Consider the following 19,053-nt stretch of genomic DNA (forward strand, 5'->3'; position numbering starts at 1 on the left):
CGCCACACTCAACCGATGGTGCGGAAATTGCCAGCCCGAACATAGCGTAATGCTGTCGCCGGAATTTCTCAATATTGTGGCGCAAGCATAATTCCGGGAGGCGCCGATGGTTTCCCAACCGAGTTGACCTTCCGCCTCATGCGATCAGCCGCGCGGCAAAATCGGGCAGCAGGCCTGCATCGCCGGCAATCCGGAAATCGGCACCAGCAATGCCCGAGCGCGCCAGCCAGTCGTCGAATTCCGGCGCGCGGCGCAGCGCGAAGACGTCCCTGACATAGAGCGCGTCGTGAAAAGACGTCGACTGGTAGTTCAGCATGACGTCGTCGGCACCGGGAACACCCATGATGAAGGTGACGCCGGCGGCGGCGAGCAGCGTCAGGAGATTGTCCATGTCGTCCTGATCCGCCTCGGCGTGGTTAGTGTAGCAGATGTCGACCCCGAGCGGCAGGCCGAGCAGCTTGCCACAGAAATGATCCTCCAGCCCGGCGCGGATGATTTCCTTGCCGTCATAGAGATATTCGGGGCCGATGAAGCCGACCACACTGTTGACGAGTAGCGGGGCAAAGGCGCGGGCGACCGCATGGGCGCGCGCCTCGCAGGTCTGCTGGTCGACGCCGTGATGGGCGCCCGCCGACAGCGCCGAGCCCTGGCCGGTCTCGAAATACATCAGGTTCCGCCCGACCGTGCCGCGCGACTGCGACAACCCGGCCTCCTGCGCCTCCTTCAGCAGCGCGAGGTCGACGCCGAAGCTGCGATTGGCGGCCTCGGTGCCCGCGACCGACTGGAAGACGAGGTCGACCGGCACGCCCCGCCCGATCAGCGACAGCGTCGTCGTGACATGGGTCAGGACGCAGCCTTGCGTCGGGATTTGCAGCCGCGCGATGATCTCGTCGAGCAGCCGGAGCAATTGCGCGATGACGGCCGGATCGTCGCTCGCGGGATTGATGCCGATGCAGGCATCGCCCGCCCCCAGCAGGATGCCGTCGAGGATCGAGGCGGTGATGCCCCTGGCGTCGTCGAACGGGTGGTTCGGCTGCAGGCGCGTGCTCATCCGCCCCTTCAGGCCGATGGTGTTGCGAAAGGCGGTGGTGACCTCGCATTTCCGTGCCGCCAGGATCAGATCCTGGTTGCGCATCAGCTTCGATACCGCAGCCGCCATCTCCGGCGTGATACCGGGCGCCAGCTTGCGCAGGATCTCCGGCGTTGCGGCGTCCGACAGCAGCCAGTCGCGGAAGGCGCCGACCGTCAGCGATGCCACCGGCGCGAACACCTTGGCGTCATGGCTGTCGATGACGAGGCGGGTGACCTCGTCGGCCTCGTAGGGAACGACGGCTTCCTGCAGGAACTGGCCGAGCGGCACATCGGCGAGCGCCATCCGCGCGGCGATCATCTGCTCGGAGCTGGCAGCGGCAATGCCGGCCAACCGGTCGCCGGAGCGCGGGGGTGTGGCCTTGGCGAGCAGGTCGCGCAGGTCAGGGAAGCTGTAGGTCGTGGCGTCGATGCTGTGGCGGTAGACCAAGGGTCTCTCCGGGGTTGCTCGGCCAACGGCCGACTCCAGGACTATCCCAAAGGACTATCCTGAAACTAAACCTTCGGATCAAGACGCTGAAATGACTTGCCTTTCCTTTGACCAAGGACGGAGGCGGCCAGGAGCTGCGTTAACGAGGCGTCCATCTTCGTTCTGCATAGTTTTGCAACAATTTTACCCAACCCCGCTCACCGGCCGCTCCAGGCCAATCCGGGCTCCTTGAACACCATGACATCCGACCGATCTGGGAATGCCGCCAAGCCGGCAGGCCGCTTCACGCTTGCCAGCAAGCTCTATGCGATCTTCGCGCTGTTCGCGCTGCTCACGGCAGCGATCGCGATCTTGTCCGACTACAACAGCCGCCGCAGCGCGGACCTCGCAGTCGCGATCGAGACGGCCAATGCCGCCGCGCTGAACGTCGAGCGGGTCAACTCCCTCGTCTATGCGGTGGTGATGGAATCGCGCGGCATCTACATGTCGACCGAGCCGGCCGTGGTGAAGAAATACGGCGACGGCCTGCTCAAGTTCAACGCCCAGATCCTCGACGTCGTGAAGCGTTGGGAGACCATCGTCAAGGCCGACGATGCCGAGCAGTTCGCGACCTTCAAGAAGCGCATCGAGCAGTTCGTCGAATTCCGCAAGGAGCTGGTGCGGCGCGGCGTCGAGATCAACGCGGCAGCGGGCCGCGAATGGGGCGACAACGACGCCAACCGCAGCGTCCGCTCGGCGCTGAACAAGGACCTCGAGGCGCTGTCCAAGGTCTATGCCGAGCGCGGCAGGCTGATCGCGCAGCAGACCGAGACCGCCCGCACATTGTCGTTCATCCTCACCTGCCTCGGCGGCCTGGCGCTGGCCCTCGTCGTCGCTGGCATCGTCATCATTGCCCGCTCGATCGCCCGGCCGCGCGCCGCGATCACCGCCACCATCAAGCAGGTCGCCGACGGCGCCGACGATGTCGTGGTGCCGCACTCCGGCCGCGCCGACGAGATCGGCGCGTTGGCCCGCGCCATCCAGGTGTTCCAGGAATCGATGGGGCGCAACCGCAACCTCGCCTCGCAAGTGTCGCAAGACGCCGCCGCGCGCGAGGAGCGCGCCCGTCACGTCGAGCGGTCCGTCGAGCAATTTCGCGAGGCGATCGGCGCAATCATGCGCGGCCTCAGCGACAACGCCTCGGTCATGCGCGAGACGGCACAGACCATCACGCGAGTCACAGCGGATGCGAGCAGCCGCGCCGGCACCGCGGCGAATGCCACCGAGCAGGCCTCGCACAACGTCACCGCGGTGGCGGGCGCGGCCGAAGAGCTTTCGGCCTCGGTGGTGGAGATCGGCCGCCAGGTGCGGCAGAGCGCCGGCGCGGTCGAGCAGACCGGCCAGCGCACCGAGAAGTCGATCTCCGAGATCGAGAGCCTCGCTGCAGCCACGCAACGCATCGACGGCGTGCTCAACCTGATCCAGGCGATCGCCGAGCAGACCAACCTGCTCGCGCTGAACGCCACCATCGAGGCGGCGCGCGCCGGCGATGCCGGCCGCGGCTTTGCCGTCGTCGCCCACGAGGTGAAGGCGCTCGCGGGCCAGACCGCCAAGGCCACGGCCGAGATCAGCGAGAACGTCGCGATGATCCAGGCCTCGACGCGGAACGCCGTCGACGCCGTGCGCGAGATCGGCGGGGCAGTGCGCGAGATCAACGAGGTCACATCCGCGATTGCCGGCGCCGTCAGTCAGCAGGACCAGGCCACGCGTGAGATCTCCTCCAACGCGCAAAGCGCCGCCCAAGGCAACGAGACGCTGGTGGCGAACATCACCTCGCTGCGCGATGCCATCGGAGAGACCGACACGGCGGCGGCCTCCGTGCTGGCGGCGGCGAGCAGCGTGACCGAGACCGCGCAGACGCTGTCGCGCGAGGTGGAGACGTTCTTCCAGAACCTGCGCGCGGGGTCGGCGGACGGGCGGATCGCCAGGGCGGGGTGACGGCTTGCGCGCCGCTTGCGAGGACGACGGCGGGTCTTCCAGACAAAATCCTGAAAACAACCCCATGCACGGTAGACGGGGACAGGCTTTTCAATAGCTTGGCTATAAGCATCAAGCTTCGCCCTTATTCGAAGCCAATTTTGACTCGTCGGGCAAAACACTGGCATGATGTGATGATGCCAACGGCGCGCGACGGCCGTCCCCTCATTGCACCTTCACTGCGGCTTCACGCGCGACGCGGCAGAACAGGTTGACGGTCGGACTGACATGGCGGTGCTTCAGACGCACCAGACCGACCGGCCGGCGCGTCGTCGGCATGCGCACGCGAAGCGGAGCCAATGTCGGGTGTGGCGCCGGATAGCGAAGCGTGGCCCGGGGCAGGATCGCCAGGAAGGGGCCGGCCGCGAGCAGATTGATCTGCATCGCATATGAGCCGCACGTCACCGTCGCAGCAGGCACATCCAGTCCTTCGAAGCGAAAGGCCTCCTCGATGAAGGGACGCAGGAACGACGTTGCGGGCGTGCCGAGCAACCATTTCTCGTTCATCAGGCTGCGGAGCGTGAGATGTCTGCGACGCACCAGCGGATTGTGCTTCCCGGCGATCACGGCGAGTTCGTCCTCGAACAACGCCTCGCCGACCAGGTCCTGGTAGCGGTCGAAATCTGCCGCCATTCGCGTCACTGCAATGTCGATCTCGCGGTGACGCAGTTTTTCGTGCAAGGCCAGCGTATCGCCCGCGCTGACGACGAACCTGATCCTTCCATACACGTCCGAGATGTTCTGGATGATCGTCGCCGTCAGCGCCGTCATCGGCTCCGTCGTGCCGATGCGAACCTCGCCCTGGGTCGGGTCGGCCAGGAACGCCAGCTCGCCGAGTCCCTGCGTGAGCTCGTCGGTGACGGCAGTGGTCCGGCGGCGCAGCGCCTGGCCGAATCGCGTCAACTCGACCCCGGTCGAGGTGCGGTCGAACAGGGGCACGCCGAGCAGGTGCTCCATGTCGGCAACGACGCGGGATACGGCCGGCTGTGACATGCCGAGCCGCGGGGCGGCCTTCGCCATGCTCCCCGCCTCGGCCACGGCGTCCACAACGTGGAGATTGCGGAGCTTCAGGCGCCGCAGGCGCAGATCTTCCATGCCCCACCTCTATCCGGTTTTCTGATATCCATATCCGATCTTCGAGCTTCCCGGTATACCCGGAAGCCCCGATGGTTGAGGCCTCATCGAACAGGAGGTCCAAATGCGGTTCGCCCGAATTGCCCTCGCGGTCGCCGGTTTCACCATGCTGACACTGGCGCCTCCTCTCGCAGCGCAGACGCGCACCGCGCCTTTGCGCATCATCTACCCGTTTCCCGGTGGAGGTTCGGGCGACACGCTGACCCGGCTGATTGCCGAGCGGTTGGGCGTGGCGCTGGAACGCCCGGTGATCGTCGAACCGCGTGCGGGAGCTGCCGGCCGCCTCGGCGTCCAGGCCGTCAAGACGGCCGAGCCGGACGGCAACACGTTGCTTGCCACCCCGATCGCACCGATGGTGGTGTATCAGAACGTCTATCCCGCCCTCGACTACGACCCCGTCAAGGATTTCGCGCCGGTCTCGCAGGTCGCCACGTTCGAATTCGGCCTCTGCATCGATCCGAAGATTCCCGCCGCCAACCTGTCCGAGTTGGTCGCCTGGCTGAAGGCGAACCCGGACACGGCCAATTTCGGCACGCCCGGCGCGGGCACGCTTCCCCATTTCTTCGGGTTGATGTTCGCCAAGGCCGCCGGCGTGCCGCTGCAGCATATCGCCTACAAGGGCGGCGTGCTCGCTCTGACCGACCTGATGGGAAGCCAAATTCCCATCGTCATGCTCTCCACCAACGAACTCGCGGAATTGCACAAGGCCGGCCGGATACGCGTGCTGGCGACCTCCGGCGTGCAGCGATCGACGTTCCTGCCCGACATTCCGACCTTCAGGGAAAGCGGATACGAGATCGAAGGCGGCGGCTGGTGGGGCTTCTTCGCGCCGGCCGGCACTCCGGCCGCGGCGGTGTCGAGGCTGAGCGGCGCGATCGCCAAGATCGTCCAGGACGATGAGGTCAAGGCGCGCATTGCGCAAATCGGATTGAATCCGACCGGTACCTCGCCCGAGGATTTTGCCCGCATCCAGCGGGAGGACATCGAACGCTGGGCCGCTCCGATCAAGTCATCCGGCTTCAAGGCGGAGCAGTGAGGCCGACATGGACACAGAATTTAGGGTGACGCTGCTGGGCAGCGGCATGCCGGCACCGGACCCGCTGAGATTTGGACCTGCGACCCTGATCGAAGCTGGTCCACAGAAGATCATGGTCGATGCCGGCCGCGGCGCGACGATGCGCCTGTTCCAGCTCGGAATCCCGATCGGCAGCATCGACCTGCTGCTGCTCACTCATTTCCACTCCGACCACGTGGTCGGCCTGCCCGATCTCTGGTTGACGGGGTGGCTCGGCGGCAAATTCGGCCGGCGAACCCGGCCGATGCGCGTCCTCGGCCCTCGAGGCACCCTCCATCTGGCGCATCATCTCGAACAAGCATTCAGTGCCGATATCGCGATCCGCATGGCCGATGAACACCTTCCGGCCGCGGGCGCACGCATCGACGCCGGCGAGTTCGAAGGTAGCGGCGTCATCCACGACAGAGACGGCCTGCGCGTGACCTGCTTCGAGGTCAATCACGGCGACAAGATCAAGCCCGCTTTCGGCTATCGTTTCGACTATGGCGGCAAATCCGTCGTTCTTTCCGGCGATACCCGCTACTGCGAGAACCTGATCGCTCACGCGGTCGGCGTCGATCTCCTAATCCATGAGGTCGCCATGGCGAGGCCCGCTTCGATGGGGGTCGAACGGATCCGCCGGGTGATCGGACATCACTCGACGCCGGCGGACGCGGCGCGGGTCTTCGCCAAGTGCACGCCCGGACTTGCCGTCTACAATCACCTCGTGCTGATCGACGATGGGGAGAGCGGGCCACCAACGGTCCACGAGCTTATGGACGCAACCCGGCAGGGCTACGATGGCGCCGTCGTCGTCGGTGAGGACCTCATGGCTTTCTGCCCGTGAGCTTCGGCAGCCGTGCTGGCCGCCCTAATTGTTTACGCATGATCTTTCCGAAAAACCGCTTCGCACTTTCTCGATCATGCTTTAGCCCATCACCCCGCCGCGCCTGATCAGCTCCTTTCCGACGGCCGCGAGATGCACCTGGTCCGGCCCGTCGCCGATGCGGATGAAGCGGGCGTAGACGTAGGCACGCGCGAGGAACGTGTCCTGCGAGACGCCGGCGGCGCCGTGGATCTGGATGGCGCGGTCGATGACGCGAGCCGCCATGCTGGGGACCACGATCTTGGCGGCGGCGATCAGGTCGCGCGCGGCCTTGTTTCCCTCGCGGTCCATCTTGTCGGCGGCCTGCAAGGTGAGCAGGCGCGCCTGCGCGATCTCGCAGAAGGAGTGCGCGATGTCCTCACGCACCGAGCCCTGCTCTGCGAGCGGCTTACCGAAGGCTGTGCGCGAGACCGCGCGCTGGCACATCAGTTCGAGCGCACGCTGGGCGCAGCCGATCAGGCGCATGCAATGGTGGATGCGGCCGGGGCCGAGCCGGCCCTGCGCGATCTCGAAGCCGCGGCCTTCGCCGAGCAGGATGTTCTCCGCGGGCACGCGGACGTTGTCGTAGACGATCTCGGGATGGCCCACCGGCGCATCGTCATAGCCGTAGGTGAGCATGTCGCGGACGATGCGCACCCCACGCGTATTCTTCGGCACCAGGATCATGGATTGCTGACGATGGCGATCGGGATGGTCGGGCGCGGTCTTGCCCATCACGATCAGGATCTCGCAATCCTCGTTCATCGCACCGGAGGTGAACCATTTGCGGCCGTTGATGACGTAGTCGTCGCCGTCGCGCTTGATCTCGCACTGGATGTTGGTGGCGTCGCTGGAGGCGACCTGCGGCTCCGTCATCGAGAAGCCGGAGCGGATGCGCCCCTCCAGGAGCGGCTTCAGCCAGCGCTCCTGCTGCGCCTTGGTGCCGTAGTTTGCGAGCACCTCCATGTTGCCGACATCGGGCGCGGAGCAGTTGAAAACCTCGGGCGCCCAGAGGATGCGGCCCATGATCTCCTTCACCGGCGCGTATTCGAGATTGGTCAGGCCCGGCCCATGCTCGCCGGACAGGAACAGATTCCAGAGCCCCTGCTCGCGCGCCAGCCGCTTCAGATCCTGAAGGATTTGCGGAGTCTTGTAGCGTGAAGCTTCCGGCTTGACCTGCTCGTAGTAGAGATCCTCGACCGGCTCAACATGGATGCGCATGAACTGACGGACGCGGTCCTGCAGTTCGAGCGAACGGGCGGAGTGGTGGAAGTCCATATTGATCTCCTGGCGCCGGATGAGGGGTTCGCTCCGCGAACACAACAGATTGCTTCGTGGAGAGAGCCCCCCGCAATTGAGGGGCCTTTCCGTGTAGCCATCCTTCGAGACGCCCGCTTTAGGCGGGCTCCTCAGGATGAGGACGGAGTGCGCGGCGGCAGTTTCAACGGGCACTGACGCGCTGATTAGCCTCATCCTGAGGAGGCGCGTCAGCGCCGTCTCGAAGGACGAGGCGTGCGCACCGACCGCCGCCACAAATCACGCGATGGCCTACTCCACAAGGGGGTGGACCTTCTCCGCGGCAGCCCCTCACGTCCCCTTCAGCAGCTCGCTCGCGATAACCCAGTCGTTGCCGTCGAACTGGAGCATGTAGCCGTCCTTGATCGGGCGGAAATCCTGCGGCGTGGTGTTGAGGGTGATGCCGGGCATCAGGAGCGACAGCGGCACGTTCTTCAGATTCGCGGCCTGCGCCATGATGTTCTCGCGCGTCAGATTGTCCTTGCACTGCTTCAGCAGCGCCACCAGCGCCTCGGCGACGGTGTAGCCGTAGAGGCCGGCGACGTTGTTGATGTCGGCATTGGGCAGGCGCTTCTTCATGAAGTCGATATAGGCCGTCATCGCCGGATCATCCTTCGGCGCCTCGACGAACGGCTTGAGCGCGCCGAGCGACAGCACACCCTTGCCGGCCTCCAGGCCAGCGGGCGCCATCACGGTGGCCTTGTTGGCGCAGCCGGAGGCCAGAAAGCGCGTCGGCTGCCAGCCGACCTCGTGCGCCTTGCGGATCGCCTGCGCGCAGGCGCGCGGCGTCACCGAATAGATCATGAAGACGTCGGCCTTGGTATTGGCGAGCGTCAGGACCTGGGAATCGACGGTGGGGTCAGCGACCTCGAAGCTCGAGGCCATCGCGATCGCCTTGTCGGCGTCCGCACCGAGCGCCTCCTTGACGCCGCGAAGATATTCCTTGCCGGCGTCGTCGTTCTGGTAGAGCACCGCAAAGCGCGCATTCGGGTTCCTGGCGCGGGCATAGGCGACGTCGATCGCGGCCTCGCTGGTGTAGTTCGGCGCCCAGGGCAGCGCGATCGACCAGGGCATGTTGGCGGGATCGTTCCACTTCGAGGCCGAGCTGATCAGGAAGATCTGCGGCACCTTGTTGCTGTTGAGATATTTCGCGATGGCCGAGCTCGGCGCCGTGCCCATGGTGGCGAAGATGAAGGCGACGCCGTCGCCTTCGACGAGGCGCCGCGCGGCTTCCATGGTCTTGGGCGGCGAGAAGGCATCGTCGAGCGAGATCAGGTTGAGCTTGCGGCCATTGACGCCGCCCTTCTCGTTGATCTCGTCGAAATAGGCGGAGATCACCCGTCCTGTGATGCTGAGCGGCGAAGCCGGGCCGCTATAGGGCATGGTGTTGCCGATCTTGATCTCGGTGTCGCTGACCCCGGGACCGTAGGATTTTTGCGCGGAGACAGGAGCGGACACGCAGGCGGCAGCCAAAGCTGCGGCCAGGGCCAAGGCGGCTTTCATGGTTTCTCCCCGAAATGATCATCGCCGCGCGAACAGGTCACGCGACGTGCTGCTTGTCGTCAGCACCTCAGCTCAGCGGAGTTACGCGAGAGGGTCTTGCGTCGAGCTGCTGATGACCTCGCGCTAGCCGCGCCGCTTCAGGGCGAAGCCCAGGCTGATCCAGCCGGCGCCGGCCATGATCAGGTCGATACCGAGGAACAGGCCGAGGATGTAGACGCTGTTCACCGGCCAGCGCGCCACGATCAACAGGCCGAGCAGCAGCGTGATGACGCCCGAGAGCGCGACCCACACCCACGGACTCTCGCGCTTCATGCTGAAGGCGAGAAACAGCCGCACCGCCCCCGAGACGATCAGCGAGGCGCCCAGAAACAACGTCAGCAGGACTGCCGCGAGCAGCGGGTTCGCGAAGGTCAGGAAACCGGCGACGACATAGAGCGCGCCGAGCAAGGCCCAGATCAGAAACCTGCCCCAGCTCTTCAGCTGGAATGCGCCGACGATCTCCATCACACCGGCGACGATCATCATGGCGCCGACCACGATCACGCTCGCCACCGTCGCCATCACCATGCTGCCGAGCGCAACGAAGCCGGCGATCAGATAGACGACGCCGAGTGCGACGATCCAGCCCCATTTGGCATGCAGCGAGGCGATGCCGGAGCCGAGGCTCGGATGGGTGTCGGAAGCGCTTGTCATGGCGGCCACTCCTGTTGCAAAGCCCGGAGGCGCAATTCAGGATAGCACGAGCCGGACCGGGACAACAGCCAGCGGAGCACTGCTCATCGGCAGCAACATTGACGCAAATCAAGATCGAATGCCGCGAAACGCGTCCGCCAAGTCCCGCAATGATCAGGCGCGTTCCGCCGCCTTGCGCAGGTCGATCACGGCCTTTGCCCATTCGGCCGGCCGCTCTTGCGGCAAATTGTGACCGGCATCGGTGAAGACGCGCCGCTCGAAAAATGCCTCGAACTTGCGCGCGTGGTGGGCGGTGCCGGAATTGACGCCGTCGCTATCGCCGTCGACCGCGATCGTCGGGACACGGATCGGCGGCTGCGCGGCGAGCTTTGACTCGATCCCCGCGTAGGCGGGATCGCCTGCCACCAGCGCGTAGCGATGGCGGTAGGAATGGATCACGACGTCGACGAAGTCAGGATTGTCGAAGGACACGGCGCTTGTCTCGAACGTTGCGTCGTCGAAGGCCCATTTCGGCGACCACATCGTCCAGAGCTGACGGGCAACGCCGCGGCGGTTGCGCTCCAGCGCGCGGCGGCCGCGCTCGTTGTGGAAGAGATATTGATACCAGAACGCCGCCTCCTCCGGCGGCGAGGCCGGCTCCATGGCGAGGGCGATGTTCTGGATGTTGTAGGAATTGCCGGAGACGAGACCGATCACGCGCTCCGGATGGAGCGCCGAGACCACGCAAGCGGCGCGCCCGCCCCAATCATAGCCGCCGACGATTGCGCGCTTGATCCCAAGCGCATCCATGAAGGCCAAGAGATCGGCACCTAACGCCGCCTGCTCGCCGGAACGCAGCGTCTCGGGGAAGCGGAACCGTGTCGGCCCGTAGCCGCGCAGCCAGGGCACCAGCACGCGGGCGCCGGCCTCGGCGAGGATCGGCGCGGTCTCGGCATAGGCATTCACGTCATAGGGAAAGCCATGCCCCATGATGCAGGGCCAACCGTCCGGCGCCCCGTATTCGCGATAAGCGATGTCGAGGACGTCAGTGGTGACGGATTTTTGTTGCATGCATGTCGCAGCCTACTTCTGCGGACCGGACAGCGAGATGTCGCGCTCGGCGCGGAACACGTTGCTGTAGAGATTGGCGATCCATTGCCGGCCGATCTCGGTCTTGTTGAGGTAGCCGATCTCGGTCTGGATGTGCGGAGCAACGCTGTTCCAATAGAATTGCGGGTAGCGGTTCACGATGTCGGCGGGCGAGTCGTAGCCGAGCTGGCGGTTGATGCCGACCTCCTCGAACTCGTAATAGAGTGCGTTGGCCTTGCGCAGATAGTTGGGATCGCCGAGCTGGCCGATGAAGTCGGCCGCACGCAGGATCGAGGCTTCGGTATCGTATTCCTGCCCCGGCTGGGCGGGAAACCGCGTGCCTTCGATCGCGCGGGCGACGCGTTCCGGGTCAAGCCCCGGAATATGCCTCAGTCGCCGCATCACGTACAATTTCGAGCGATCGACGTGATGCATCATCAGGCTTGCGTCCGATGCGCCCCGCGGCAGGGACACCTTGGTGCCGGCCTCGTCGACCAGGAAGCCGTCCTCGTCATCCTCCTCGAACAGGCCGCGCACATAGCCGATATCGTGAGCGAGGCAGGCAATCAGGACGTGGACATAATCCTCTGCCGCCAGGTGCGTGTGGAGATACCGGCCGCTGAGAATCGAATGCCCAGCCAGCGTCACCAGCATCGTGTGCTCGATATTGTGATAGAGCGCATCGCTGTTGCCGATGCATTCCATCGTCGTGCGGGTGGCGCTCTCGATGATGTTGGCCGGCGTCTCACCGAACCTGCGGCGCATGAACGAGCCCAGCACCTTCTCCAGGGATTCGGCCGCCAGTCTGGGTAAGGTCATCATGGATGCAGCCCCGTCCGCCGCTGGTATCCCATGCCGTCTCCCGACGTCTCATTCTTGTCTCGACTTGCCGGGGAGCATAGCCCATCTTGGGCCGGGTCACCAAACTCCGGGGCGAAAATTCCCGGTCATCTTGCCGGCCCCGCTGCGCAACATCACGGTTGCCGGCACAGTTCGGCACAACCATAGGCTGGCCGGAAGGCGCGGGAGCGGCGCCGTTTCTCGGACCGCTCAGGGCGCGGCCAGGATATCGGCGCCGTCGGCCGGGCGCGAAAGGCTTCGGGCCAGATAGAACAGCTCGACCAGCTTGCCGCGCTTGCCGGCCAGGGAAAAGATGTATTCGGGCGACTCCGCCTCGATTTCCGCGATCGCCACCTTCGCGATGCGATCGATGCGGCTCGAGCCATGCTCCCAGACGAAGCCGACGCCAAGCCGGTTGGCGACCGCCTCGAGCATCCCCTCGCGTGTATTGACGATGATCGTCGGATTGGCGCGCAGGTTGAGGGCGCGAAACGCCCGGTCCACGGCGCGCTGCGTCGCGGAATCCCGGGTCCGGAACACCAGCGGATATTGCATGAGGCCGGCGATGGACACGCGCGACTGGCGGCTGAGGTCGTGAACGGGATGGCAGATCGCAACGACGCGCTGCTGCACGCAGGGCTCGCGCCGGAAGCGGTTGTCCTGCGGCACCTCCGGCAATACGGCGACGTCGACGCGCTGGTCGACCACCGCGGCCATGATCGCCGACCAGCTGCCGATCTCGATGTTGATCTGGATCTTCGGATAGAGATTGCGGAACGCCGCGATCAACGCCATTCCGGGCATGGCGTTGCCGAGCCCGATGCGGAGCTCACCCCCCGTGAGCTCGTCGCGCTGCTGCAGGATGGCGAGCGCATCCGCCTCGACCGCCTGCATGCGGCTCGTTGCGGCATAGAGCCGCCGACACAGCGACGTTGCGATCAGGGTCTGGCCGTGCCGGTCGAACAGCGCCACCCCGAACTCGGCCTCCAGATCCCGCACCAGCTGCGCAACGGCCGGCTGCGACACCCCGAGCCGCCTTGCCGCAGCGGCAAAGCTGCCTGTCTCGAACACCGCATTGACCGCCCGGACGCGCGACGACGTCAACGCCACGACAACAACCCCAAGATGATATTCCCCGTCGGACGGGGCGAAAGCAAAACCTGGGATGACCATAAGGAAGGCCATTGACCGTTATGTGAATGTCAGACGCGCTTCCTACTCCTCATGCGCCGCAAACGGACCAGCAGGGGATCAACGCGCATGGCGCAAATCGAACTTTCCGCAATCCGCAAGTCCTTTGACGGCACCGACGTCCTGAAAGGCATCGATTTCCGCATCGCCGACGGCGAGTTCATCTCGCTGGTCGGCCCGTCCGGCTGCGGCAAGTCGACCCTGCTTCGCATCATTGCCGGGCTCGAGCCGCAAAATTCCGGCGAGGTCCACATCGACGGCCGGCCGGTGGACGGCATTCGCCCGAGCGCACGTAACCTGGCGATGGTCTTCCAATCCTATGCGCTTTATCCGCATCTGAGCGCCTTCGACAACATCGCGGTGCCGCTGCGGATGCGGCGCCTCTCCGCGATCGAGCGACTGCCGCTGCTGGGTGCGCTGCTGCCGGGCCGGCGCGCCAAGGAACGGCACATTCGCGCCGACATCGAAGGCATCGCCGAGCAGCTCGACATCACCCCATTGCTGCGGCGCAAGCCCGGACAATTGTCCGGCGGACAGCGGCAACGCGTCGCGGTCGGACGCGCCATGGTGCGCGAGCCGCTGGCCTTCCTGTTCGACGAACCGCTCTCCAATCTCGACGCCAAGCTGCGCGTCCACATGCGCGCAGAGCTCGCCGAGCTGCATCGCCGCCTCAAGGCGACGTTCGTCTACGTCACGCACGATCAGGCCGAGGCGATGACGATGTCGAGCCGGATCGCCGTCATGATGGGCGGTGAGCTGATCCAGGCCGGCACGCCGGCCGAGATCTACAACGAGCCCGGCGACATCCGCGTTGCCGAATTCATCGGCAGCCCCAAGATCAACGTCCTCCCCGGCCGGATCCGAAAGGACGGCGGCGTCGATGTGCTGGGGACCACGCTGAAGCTCACATGCAATGCGGCGGCCGGCGATTGCCGCATCGCCGTCCGTCCGGAGCGGATCGAGCTCGGCACCGGGCCGTTCTCCGGAACCGTCGTCCATCTGGAGAATCTCGGCGCCGAGGCCTTCGTGCATCTCGCGGTCGAAGGCACCGGGTCGCGCCTGATCGCGCGGCTCGCCGACGTCAGGCATTTGCCGGCGATGGCAAGCTCCGTCGCCTTCGGCTTCGCATCGGACGCGGTGCGGATGTTCGATCCGGCCGGGAAGCGGATCGAGCTCAGAGTGGAGCAGGCCGAGCGCGTCCGTGAGCCCGCCCATGTCTGACGGCTCCATGACCATCGGCGCGGCCGTCGCTCCCACGGGCACGACGAGGCGCACGCTCCCGGCCCATGGCAGCAGGCGGACCCATGCCGCCTACGCGCTGGTGACGCCGGCCGCCGCGCTCATGCTGGTCATGCTGCTCGGTCCGCTCGCCGGCGTGATCGCCCTCTCCTTCACCGACTATCAGCTCGGCGCGCCGCAATTCGCCTGGATCGGCCTCGCCAACTACCAGGACCTGTTCGCCGACAAGGTGTTCTGGACCGCGCTACGCAACACGCTGGCCTACGTCGTGATCGTGGTGCCCGGCGCCGTGATCGCCGGCCTTGCGATCGCGCTTTTGATCCAGAGCGGCACCAGCCTGCGCAGCCTCTACCGGACGATCTATTTCCTGCCAGTCATGGCGACCCTGATCGCGATGGCGGTGGTGTGGGAGTTCATGCTGCACCCGCAATTCGGCCTGGTGAACGGGATGCTGCGCGGCGCGGGGCTGCCGGCTTTCGCCTGGCTGCAGGACCGCAGCACCGCGCTCTATGCGCTGTGCGCGATCGGCATCTGGCAGGCGGTCGGCTTCAACATGGTGCTGTTCCTCGCCGGCCTCGTCTCCATTCCCAAGCAGCTCTACGAGGCGGCGGAAATCGACGGCGCCTCGAGCGGCTGGGCGCGCTTCCGCCTGGTGACCTGGCCGATGCTGGGGCCGGTCACGACCTTCGTCGTCGTGATCTCGGGCATCCGCTCGTTCCAGGTGTTCGACACCGTGCACGTCTTGACCAAGGGCGGCCCGTCGAAATCCACCGAGGTCCTGATCCACAGCATGTACACCGAAGGGTTCGAATTCTTCCGCTCGGGCTACGCCGCGGCGATCACCGTCGTCTTCCTGGTCTTCGTTCTGCTGCTCACGCTGATCAAATCAAGGCTCGCCGATCGCGGGGTGCACTACACATGAGCAACGCGCATCCCATCCCATTCCGGGCGATCCTCCGCCACGTGCTGCTGATCGCGGGCGCCGCGCTCATGCTGGCCCCCTTCATCTGGATGATCTCGACCGCGTCCAAGCCGCAGACCGAGATCTTTTCCAGCGAGCTGCACCTGATCCCCCACCAGTTTGCGCTGATGGAGAACCTGCGCGAGGCCTTCGCCAAGGCCAATCTGCTGCGCTTCCTGCTCAACGGAATCATCGTCACGGTCTCGATCTTCGTGCTGCAAGTGATGGTGGCGCTGCCGGCGGCCTACGCGCTCGCAAAACTTCGCTTCCTCGGCCGCGAGACGCTGTTCGCGCTGGTGCTGTTCGGGATCCTGATCCCGCCGCAGGCGACCGCGATCCCCGTCTTCCTGCTGCTGCACAAGATCGGCCTGCTCGACAGTTATGCCGCGCTCGTGCTGCCCTTCACGATCTCGGTGTTCGGCATCTTCCTGATGCGCCAGTTCTTCAAGACGGTGCCCGACGATCTCGTCGACGCCGCGCGCATGGACGGCATCTCCGAATTCGGCATCGTCTGGCGGGTGATGCTGCCAGCCGCGATCCCGGCCGTGACCGCCTTCGGCATCTTCTCCGTGGTCGCGCATTGGAACGACTATTTCTGGCCGCTGATCGTGCTCAACAGCGAGCACTTGCGCACGCCGCCGCTCGCGGTCGCCCATTTCCGCAACAGCGAGGCCGGCACCAGCTACGGCCCGCTGATGGCGGCGGCGATGGTGATCATCGCGCCGCTCGTCATCGCTTTCCTCTTTGCCCAGCGCCGTTTCATCGAGGGCATCACCCTGACCGGGATCAAGTAGCCACGTCACCTCAAACAAGGAGTCTATCATGCTGAAGACCATCATCGCCGCGGCGGCTCTGTCGCTTGCGGCCGGATCTGCGCTCGCGCAGACAAAGACCGAGATCGTGATGCAATATCCCTATCCGGAGCTGTTCACCGAGACGCACAAGCGCATCGCCGAGGAATTCGCCAAGGTGCGCCCGGAGATCAAGGTCACGATGCGGGCGCCTTACGAATCCTACGAGGACGGCACCCAGAAGGTGCTGCGCGAGGCCGTGACCAATCAGATGCCTGACGTCTCGTTCCAGGGCCTGAATCGCATCCGCGTCCTGGTCGACAAGAACATCCCGGCCGAGCTCGACGGCTACATCGCCGCGGAGAAGGATTTCGACAAGCAGGGCTTCCACCAGGCGATGTTCGACATCGGCACCGCCAGCGGCAAGGTCTACGCCCTGCCCTTCGCGATCTCGCTGCCGATCGTCTACGTCAACCTCGACCTGGTCAAGCAGGCCGGCGGCGACGTGAACAATCTGCCGAAGACATGGGACGAGCTGATCGCGCTCGCCAAGAAGATCAAGGCGCTCGGCAACGACACCAACGGCGTCACCTATGCCTGGGACATCACCGGCAACTGGCTGTGGCAGGCGCCGGTGTTCTCCCGCGGCGGCACCATGCTCAATGCCGACGAGACCAAGGTCGCGTTCGACGGCGCCGAAGGCAGGTTCGCGATCACCACGATCGCGCGGCTCGTCAACGAGGCCGGCATGCCCAATCTGGACCAGCCGTCGATGCGCGCCGCGTTCGCGGCCGGCAAGACCGGCTTCCACGTCACCTCGACCTCGGACCTCAACAAGGTCACGCAGATGACCGGCGGCAAGTTCGCGCTGAAGACGATTCCGTTCCCGGACGTCGCCTCGCCGAAGGGCAGGCTGCCGGCCGGCGGCAACGTCGTGCTGATCCTCGCCAAGGACAAGGCCAAGCGCGACGCCGCCTGGGAAGTGGTGAAGTTCTGGACCGGCCCCAAGGGCGCCGCGATCATGGCGGAGACCACCGGCTACATGCCGCCGAACAAGGTCGCCAACGAGGTCTATCTGAAGGACTTCTACGTCAAGAACCCCAACAACTACACCGCGGTCAGCCAGCTCGCGCTGCTCACCAAATGGTACGCCTTCCCCGGCGACAACGGCCTCAAGATCACCGACGTGATCAAGGATCATCTCAACTCGATCATTTCGGGCGCGCGCGCCAAGGAGCCGGAAGCCGTCCTCGCCGACATGACCGTGGACGTGCAGAAACTGCTGCCGAAGACCACCGGCGCGGCGCGCTGAGCGTCCTCACGCCCGCGGCACGGGACGCGATCGGCGCCCCGTGCCGTACCAATGACCGGAGATGGCGATGAAGCTGCTGCATCTGAGCGACATTCACCTGACGATGCCCGGCGCGACCATCGGCGGCCGCGACCCGCGCGCCAATTTCGAACGGGCGCTCGCGCATGCCCTGAAGGATCACCATGACGCCGAACTGATGGTGATCACCGGCGACCTCTCGGATTGGGGCGACCTCGCCGACTATCAATGGCTCAAGCAGCGCCTCGACGAATATCCGCTGCCGGTGCGGCTGTGCATCGGCAACCACGACCGACGCGCCGCGTTCCTGAGCGTGTTCCCCGACCTCGCCGATGACAACGGCTTCGTCCAGGGCATCCACGACACCGCCGCCGGCCGCTGCCTGTTCCTCGACACCGCCCATCCGGAAACGCACGCCGGCCGCTATTGTGACCATCGCCTCGGCTGGCTCGAGGCACGGTTGTCCGAGCATGACGGGCCGTTCCTGCTCTTCATGCACCATAATCCGATGCCGGTGCATCTCGTCCCGTTCGACCAGATCGGCCTGCTCGACGAAGCTCCATTCCGGCAACTCATCAAGCGCCATCGCGCCAAGATCCGCCACGTCTTCTTCGGGCATTGCCACCTGCCGCTCGCCGGCTCGATTGCCGGCGTGCCGGTCTCGTCGCTGCGCGGCACCAACCATGCGAGCTATCCACTCTTTTCGGAGACGAAGCTGCTGAGCGCGTCCGACCTGCCGCAATCCTACGGCGTCGCATTTTTCGGGGAGGATTACGTGACCGTGCACATGGTGGAATACGGTTACGACGGTCCGATCCGCACCCAAGGATCGCCCGACTACAAGGCCTGGGATCGCGAGACCATGGTGCGTTGACGCAAGGGTGGGTCTTTTCCAGTATCGCTACGGCGATTTGTACCATGCGTTGCTTTCAGCCACCGGCCAGAGGGCTGGTTGACAATCCTTTGCAAATAAAACTAGGGTGACTGCGACGGTTCTCCTTCGGGAGATCAATAGGGAATGCGGTGCGGGGATCTCCCAAAGCCGTGGCTGCCCCCGCAACTGTAAGCGGTGAGCCTTCGCCAAATTGCCACTGAGCCTGCGGGTTTGGGAAGGCGGCGACAGGCAACGACCCGCAAGCCAGGAGACCTGCCGTCAGTCGTGGTCACACGCGAGCACATTGGGCGGGGTGTCCTGGTGAGTGTTGAGCTGCCTTTTTCTTGAGGCGGCGGCCAAGCTGCGTTCGCGGTGACGTGCCACGTTATCGCGAGTCCTGTTGATGACCTCCCAAACGATTTTCGCGCCACGGCATCGCCGTGTGTTGTTCCTTTCAGTTGCATTCTCCTGCCTCGTGTTGTCGACCGATGGCTGGGCACAGTCCGAAAGGCTAGGCCAAACACTCGACCCAGTGGTGGTGCAATCGCCGGCAAAGCCGCCGAACGCTCGGAGCACCCGACGCAGCGATCCCGCGCGATCCGCGCGCCTCCGTCAGCAACCAACCATATCTGCCGACGCGCGCGCTCCGGCGGTTAGCCCGGCTGGTCCCGCGTTCGCC

Annotated in this window: 16 protein-coding genes and 1 riboswitch; of the genes, 8 read left to right on the top strand and 8 right to left on the bottom strand. The window is 65.2% G+C overall.

Features of this window, described 5'->3' with window-relative positions; genetic code table 11:
* Window positions 1-136: 136 nt before the first annotated feature.
* On the bottom strand, window positions 137-1,519 hold the full coding sequence (locus tag P0R31_RS07660) for an ethanolamine ammonia-lyase subunit EutB (protein WP_275513534.1): 1,383 nt from the start codon (window positions 1,517-1,519) through the stop codon (window positions 137-139).
* A gap of 237 nt (window positions 1,520-1,756) precedes the next feature.
* Between P0R31_RS07660 and P0R31_RS07665 the strand changes: the two genes are divergently transcribed.
* Window positions 1,757-3,496: a methyl-accepting chemotaxis protein gene (locus P0R31_RS07665; protein ID WP_275513535.1), complete on the top strand. Its 1,740-nt coding sequence runs from the start codon at window positions 1,757-1,759 to the stop codon at window positions 3,494-3,496.
* 204 nt (window positions 3,497-3,700) lie between these two features.
* Here the strand turns inward: P0R31_RS07665 and P0R31_RS07670 are convergent, their stop codons facing one another.
* A complete protein-coding gene (locus tag P0R31_RS07670) occupies window positions 3,701-4,630 on the bottom strand; it encodes a LysR family transcriptional regulator (RefSeq protein ID WP_275513536.1) in 930 nt (309 codons plus the stop codon).
* 103 nt (window positions 4,631-4,733) lie between these two features.
* Between P0R31_RS07670 and P0R31_RS07675 the strand changes: the two genes are divergently transcribed.
* On the top strand, window positions 4,734-5,705 hold the full coding sequence (locus P0R31_RS07675) for a Bug family tripartite tricarboxylate transporter substrate binding protein (RefSeq protein WP_275513537.1): 972 nt from the start codon (window positions 4,734-4,736) through the stop codon (window positions 5,703-5,705).
* A 7-nt stretch (window positions 5,706-5,712) separates the two neighbouring features.
* A complete protein-coding gene (locus P0R31_RS07680) occupies window positions 5,713-6,570 on the top strand; it encodes an MBL fold metallo-hydrolase (protein WP_275513538.1) in 858 nt (285 codons plus the stop codon).
* 81 nt (window positions 6,571-6,651) lie between these two features.
* Here P0R31_RS07680 and P0R31_RS07685 read toward each other — a convergent pair whose 3' ends face one another.
* From P0R31_RS07685 to P0R31_RS07710, 6 genes are all read right to left on the bottom strand, one after another.
* On the bottom strand, window positions 6,652-7,866 hold the full coding sequence (locus P0R31_RS07685) for an acyl-CoA dehydrogenase family protein (protein WP_275513539.1): 1,215 nt from the start codon (window positions 7,864-7,866) through the stop codon (window positions 6,652-6,654).
* A gap of 309 nt (window positions 7,867-8,175) precedes the next feature.
* Window positions 8,176-9,387, bottom strand: coding sequence for an ABC transporter substrate-binding protein (locus P0R31_RS07690; protein WP_275513540.1), 1,212 nt, complete (start codon window positions 9,385-9,387; stop codon window positions 8,176-8,178).
* 123 nt (window positions 9,388-9,510) lie between these two features.
* Entirely contained in the window at window positions 9,511-10,080 is a 570-nt protein-coding gene (locus P0R31_RS07695) for an HdeD family acid-resistance protein (protein WP_275513541.1), read from the bottom strand.
* A 153-nt stretch (window positions 10,081-10,233) separates the two neighbouring features.
* A complete protein-coding gene (locus P0R31_RS07700) occupies window positions 10,234-11,130 on the bottom strand; it encodes an alpha/beta fold hydrolase (protein WP_275513542.1) in 897 nt (298 codons plus the stop codon).
* Window positions 11,131-11,142: 12 nt separating this feature from the next.
* Entirely contained in the window at window positions 11,143-11,970 is an 828-nt protein-coding gene (locus P0R31_RS07705) for an HD domain-containing protein (protein ID WP_275513543.1), read from the bottom strand.
* 228 nt (window positions 11,971-12,198) lie between these two features.
* A complete protein-coding gene (locus P0R31_RS07710; protein WP_275513544.1) occupies window positions 12,199-13,098 on the bottom strand; it encodes a LysR family transcriptional regulator in 900 nt (299 codons plus the stop codon).
* A gap of 150 nt (window positions 13,099-13,248) precedes the next feature.
* Here P0R31_RS07710 and P0R31_RS07715 point away from each other — a divergent pair, with 150 nt between their 5' ends.
* The 5 genes from P0R31_RS07715 (at window position 13,249) to P0R31_RS07735 (ending at window position 18,374) form a co-directional block, all read left to right on the top strand.
* Window positions 13,249-14,400, top strand: a complete 1,152-nt coding sequence (locus P0R31_RS07715; RefSeq protein WP_275513545.1) for an ABC transporter ATP-binding protein — start codon at window positions 13,249-13,251, stop codon at window positions 14,398-14,400.
* Window positions 14,393-15,340: a sugar ABC transporter permease gene (locus P0R31_RS07720; protein WP_275513546.1), complete on the top strand. Its 948-nt coding sequence runs from the start codon at window positions 14,393-14,395 to the stop codon at window positions 15,338-15,340. The genes P0R31_RS07715 and P0R31_RS07720 overlap by 8 nt, the downstream gene beginning before the upstream one ends.
* The gene (locus tag P0R31_RS07725; protein ID WP_275513547.1) at window positions 15,337-16,173 is read left to right on the top strand and encodes a carbohydrate ABC transporter permease; all 837 of its coding nucleotides are present in this window, start codon (window positions 15,337-15,339) and stop codon (window positions 16,171-16,173) included. The genes P0R31_RS07720 and P0R31_RS07725 overlap by 4 nt, the downstream gene beginning before the upstream one ends.
* Before the next feature lie 28 nt (window positions 16,174-16,201).
* A complete protein-coding gene (locus tag P0R31_RS07730) occupies window positions 16,202-17,482 on the top strand; it encodes an ABC transporter substrate-binding protein (RefSeq protein WP_275513548.1) in 1,281 nt (426 codons plus the stop codon).
* Window positions 17,483-17,549: 67 nt separating this feature from the next.
* Complete coding sequence (locus P0R31_RS07735) at window positions 17,550-18,374, top strand: phosphodiesterase (RefSeq protein WP_275513549.1); 825 nt, start codon at window positions 17,550-17,552, stop codon at window positions 18,372-18,374.
* Window positions 18,375-18,473: 99 nt separating this feature from the next.
* A riboswitch (cobalamin riboswitch) is annotated at window positions 18,474-18,669 on the top strand.
* Window positions 18,670-19,053 lie beyond the last annotated feature (384 nt).

The organism is Bradyrhizobium yuanmingense (genome assembly GCF_029167105.1).
GTDB classification, from domain to species: Bacteria; Pseudomonadota; Alphaproteobacteria; order Rhizobiales; family Xanthobacteraceae; genus Bradyrhizobium; species Bradyrhizobium yuanmingense_A.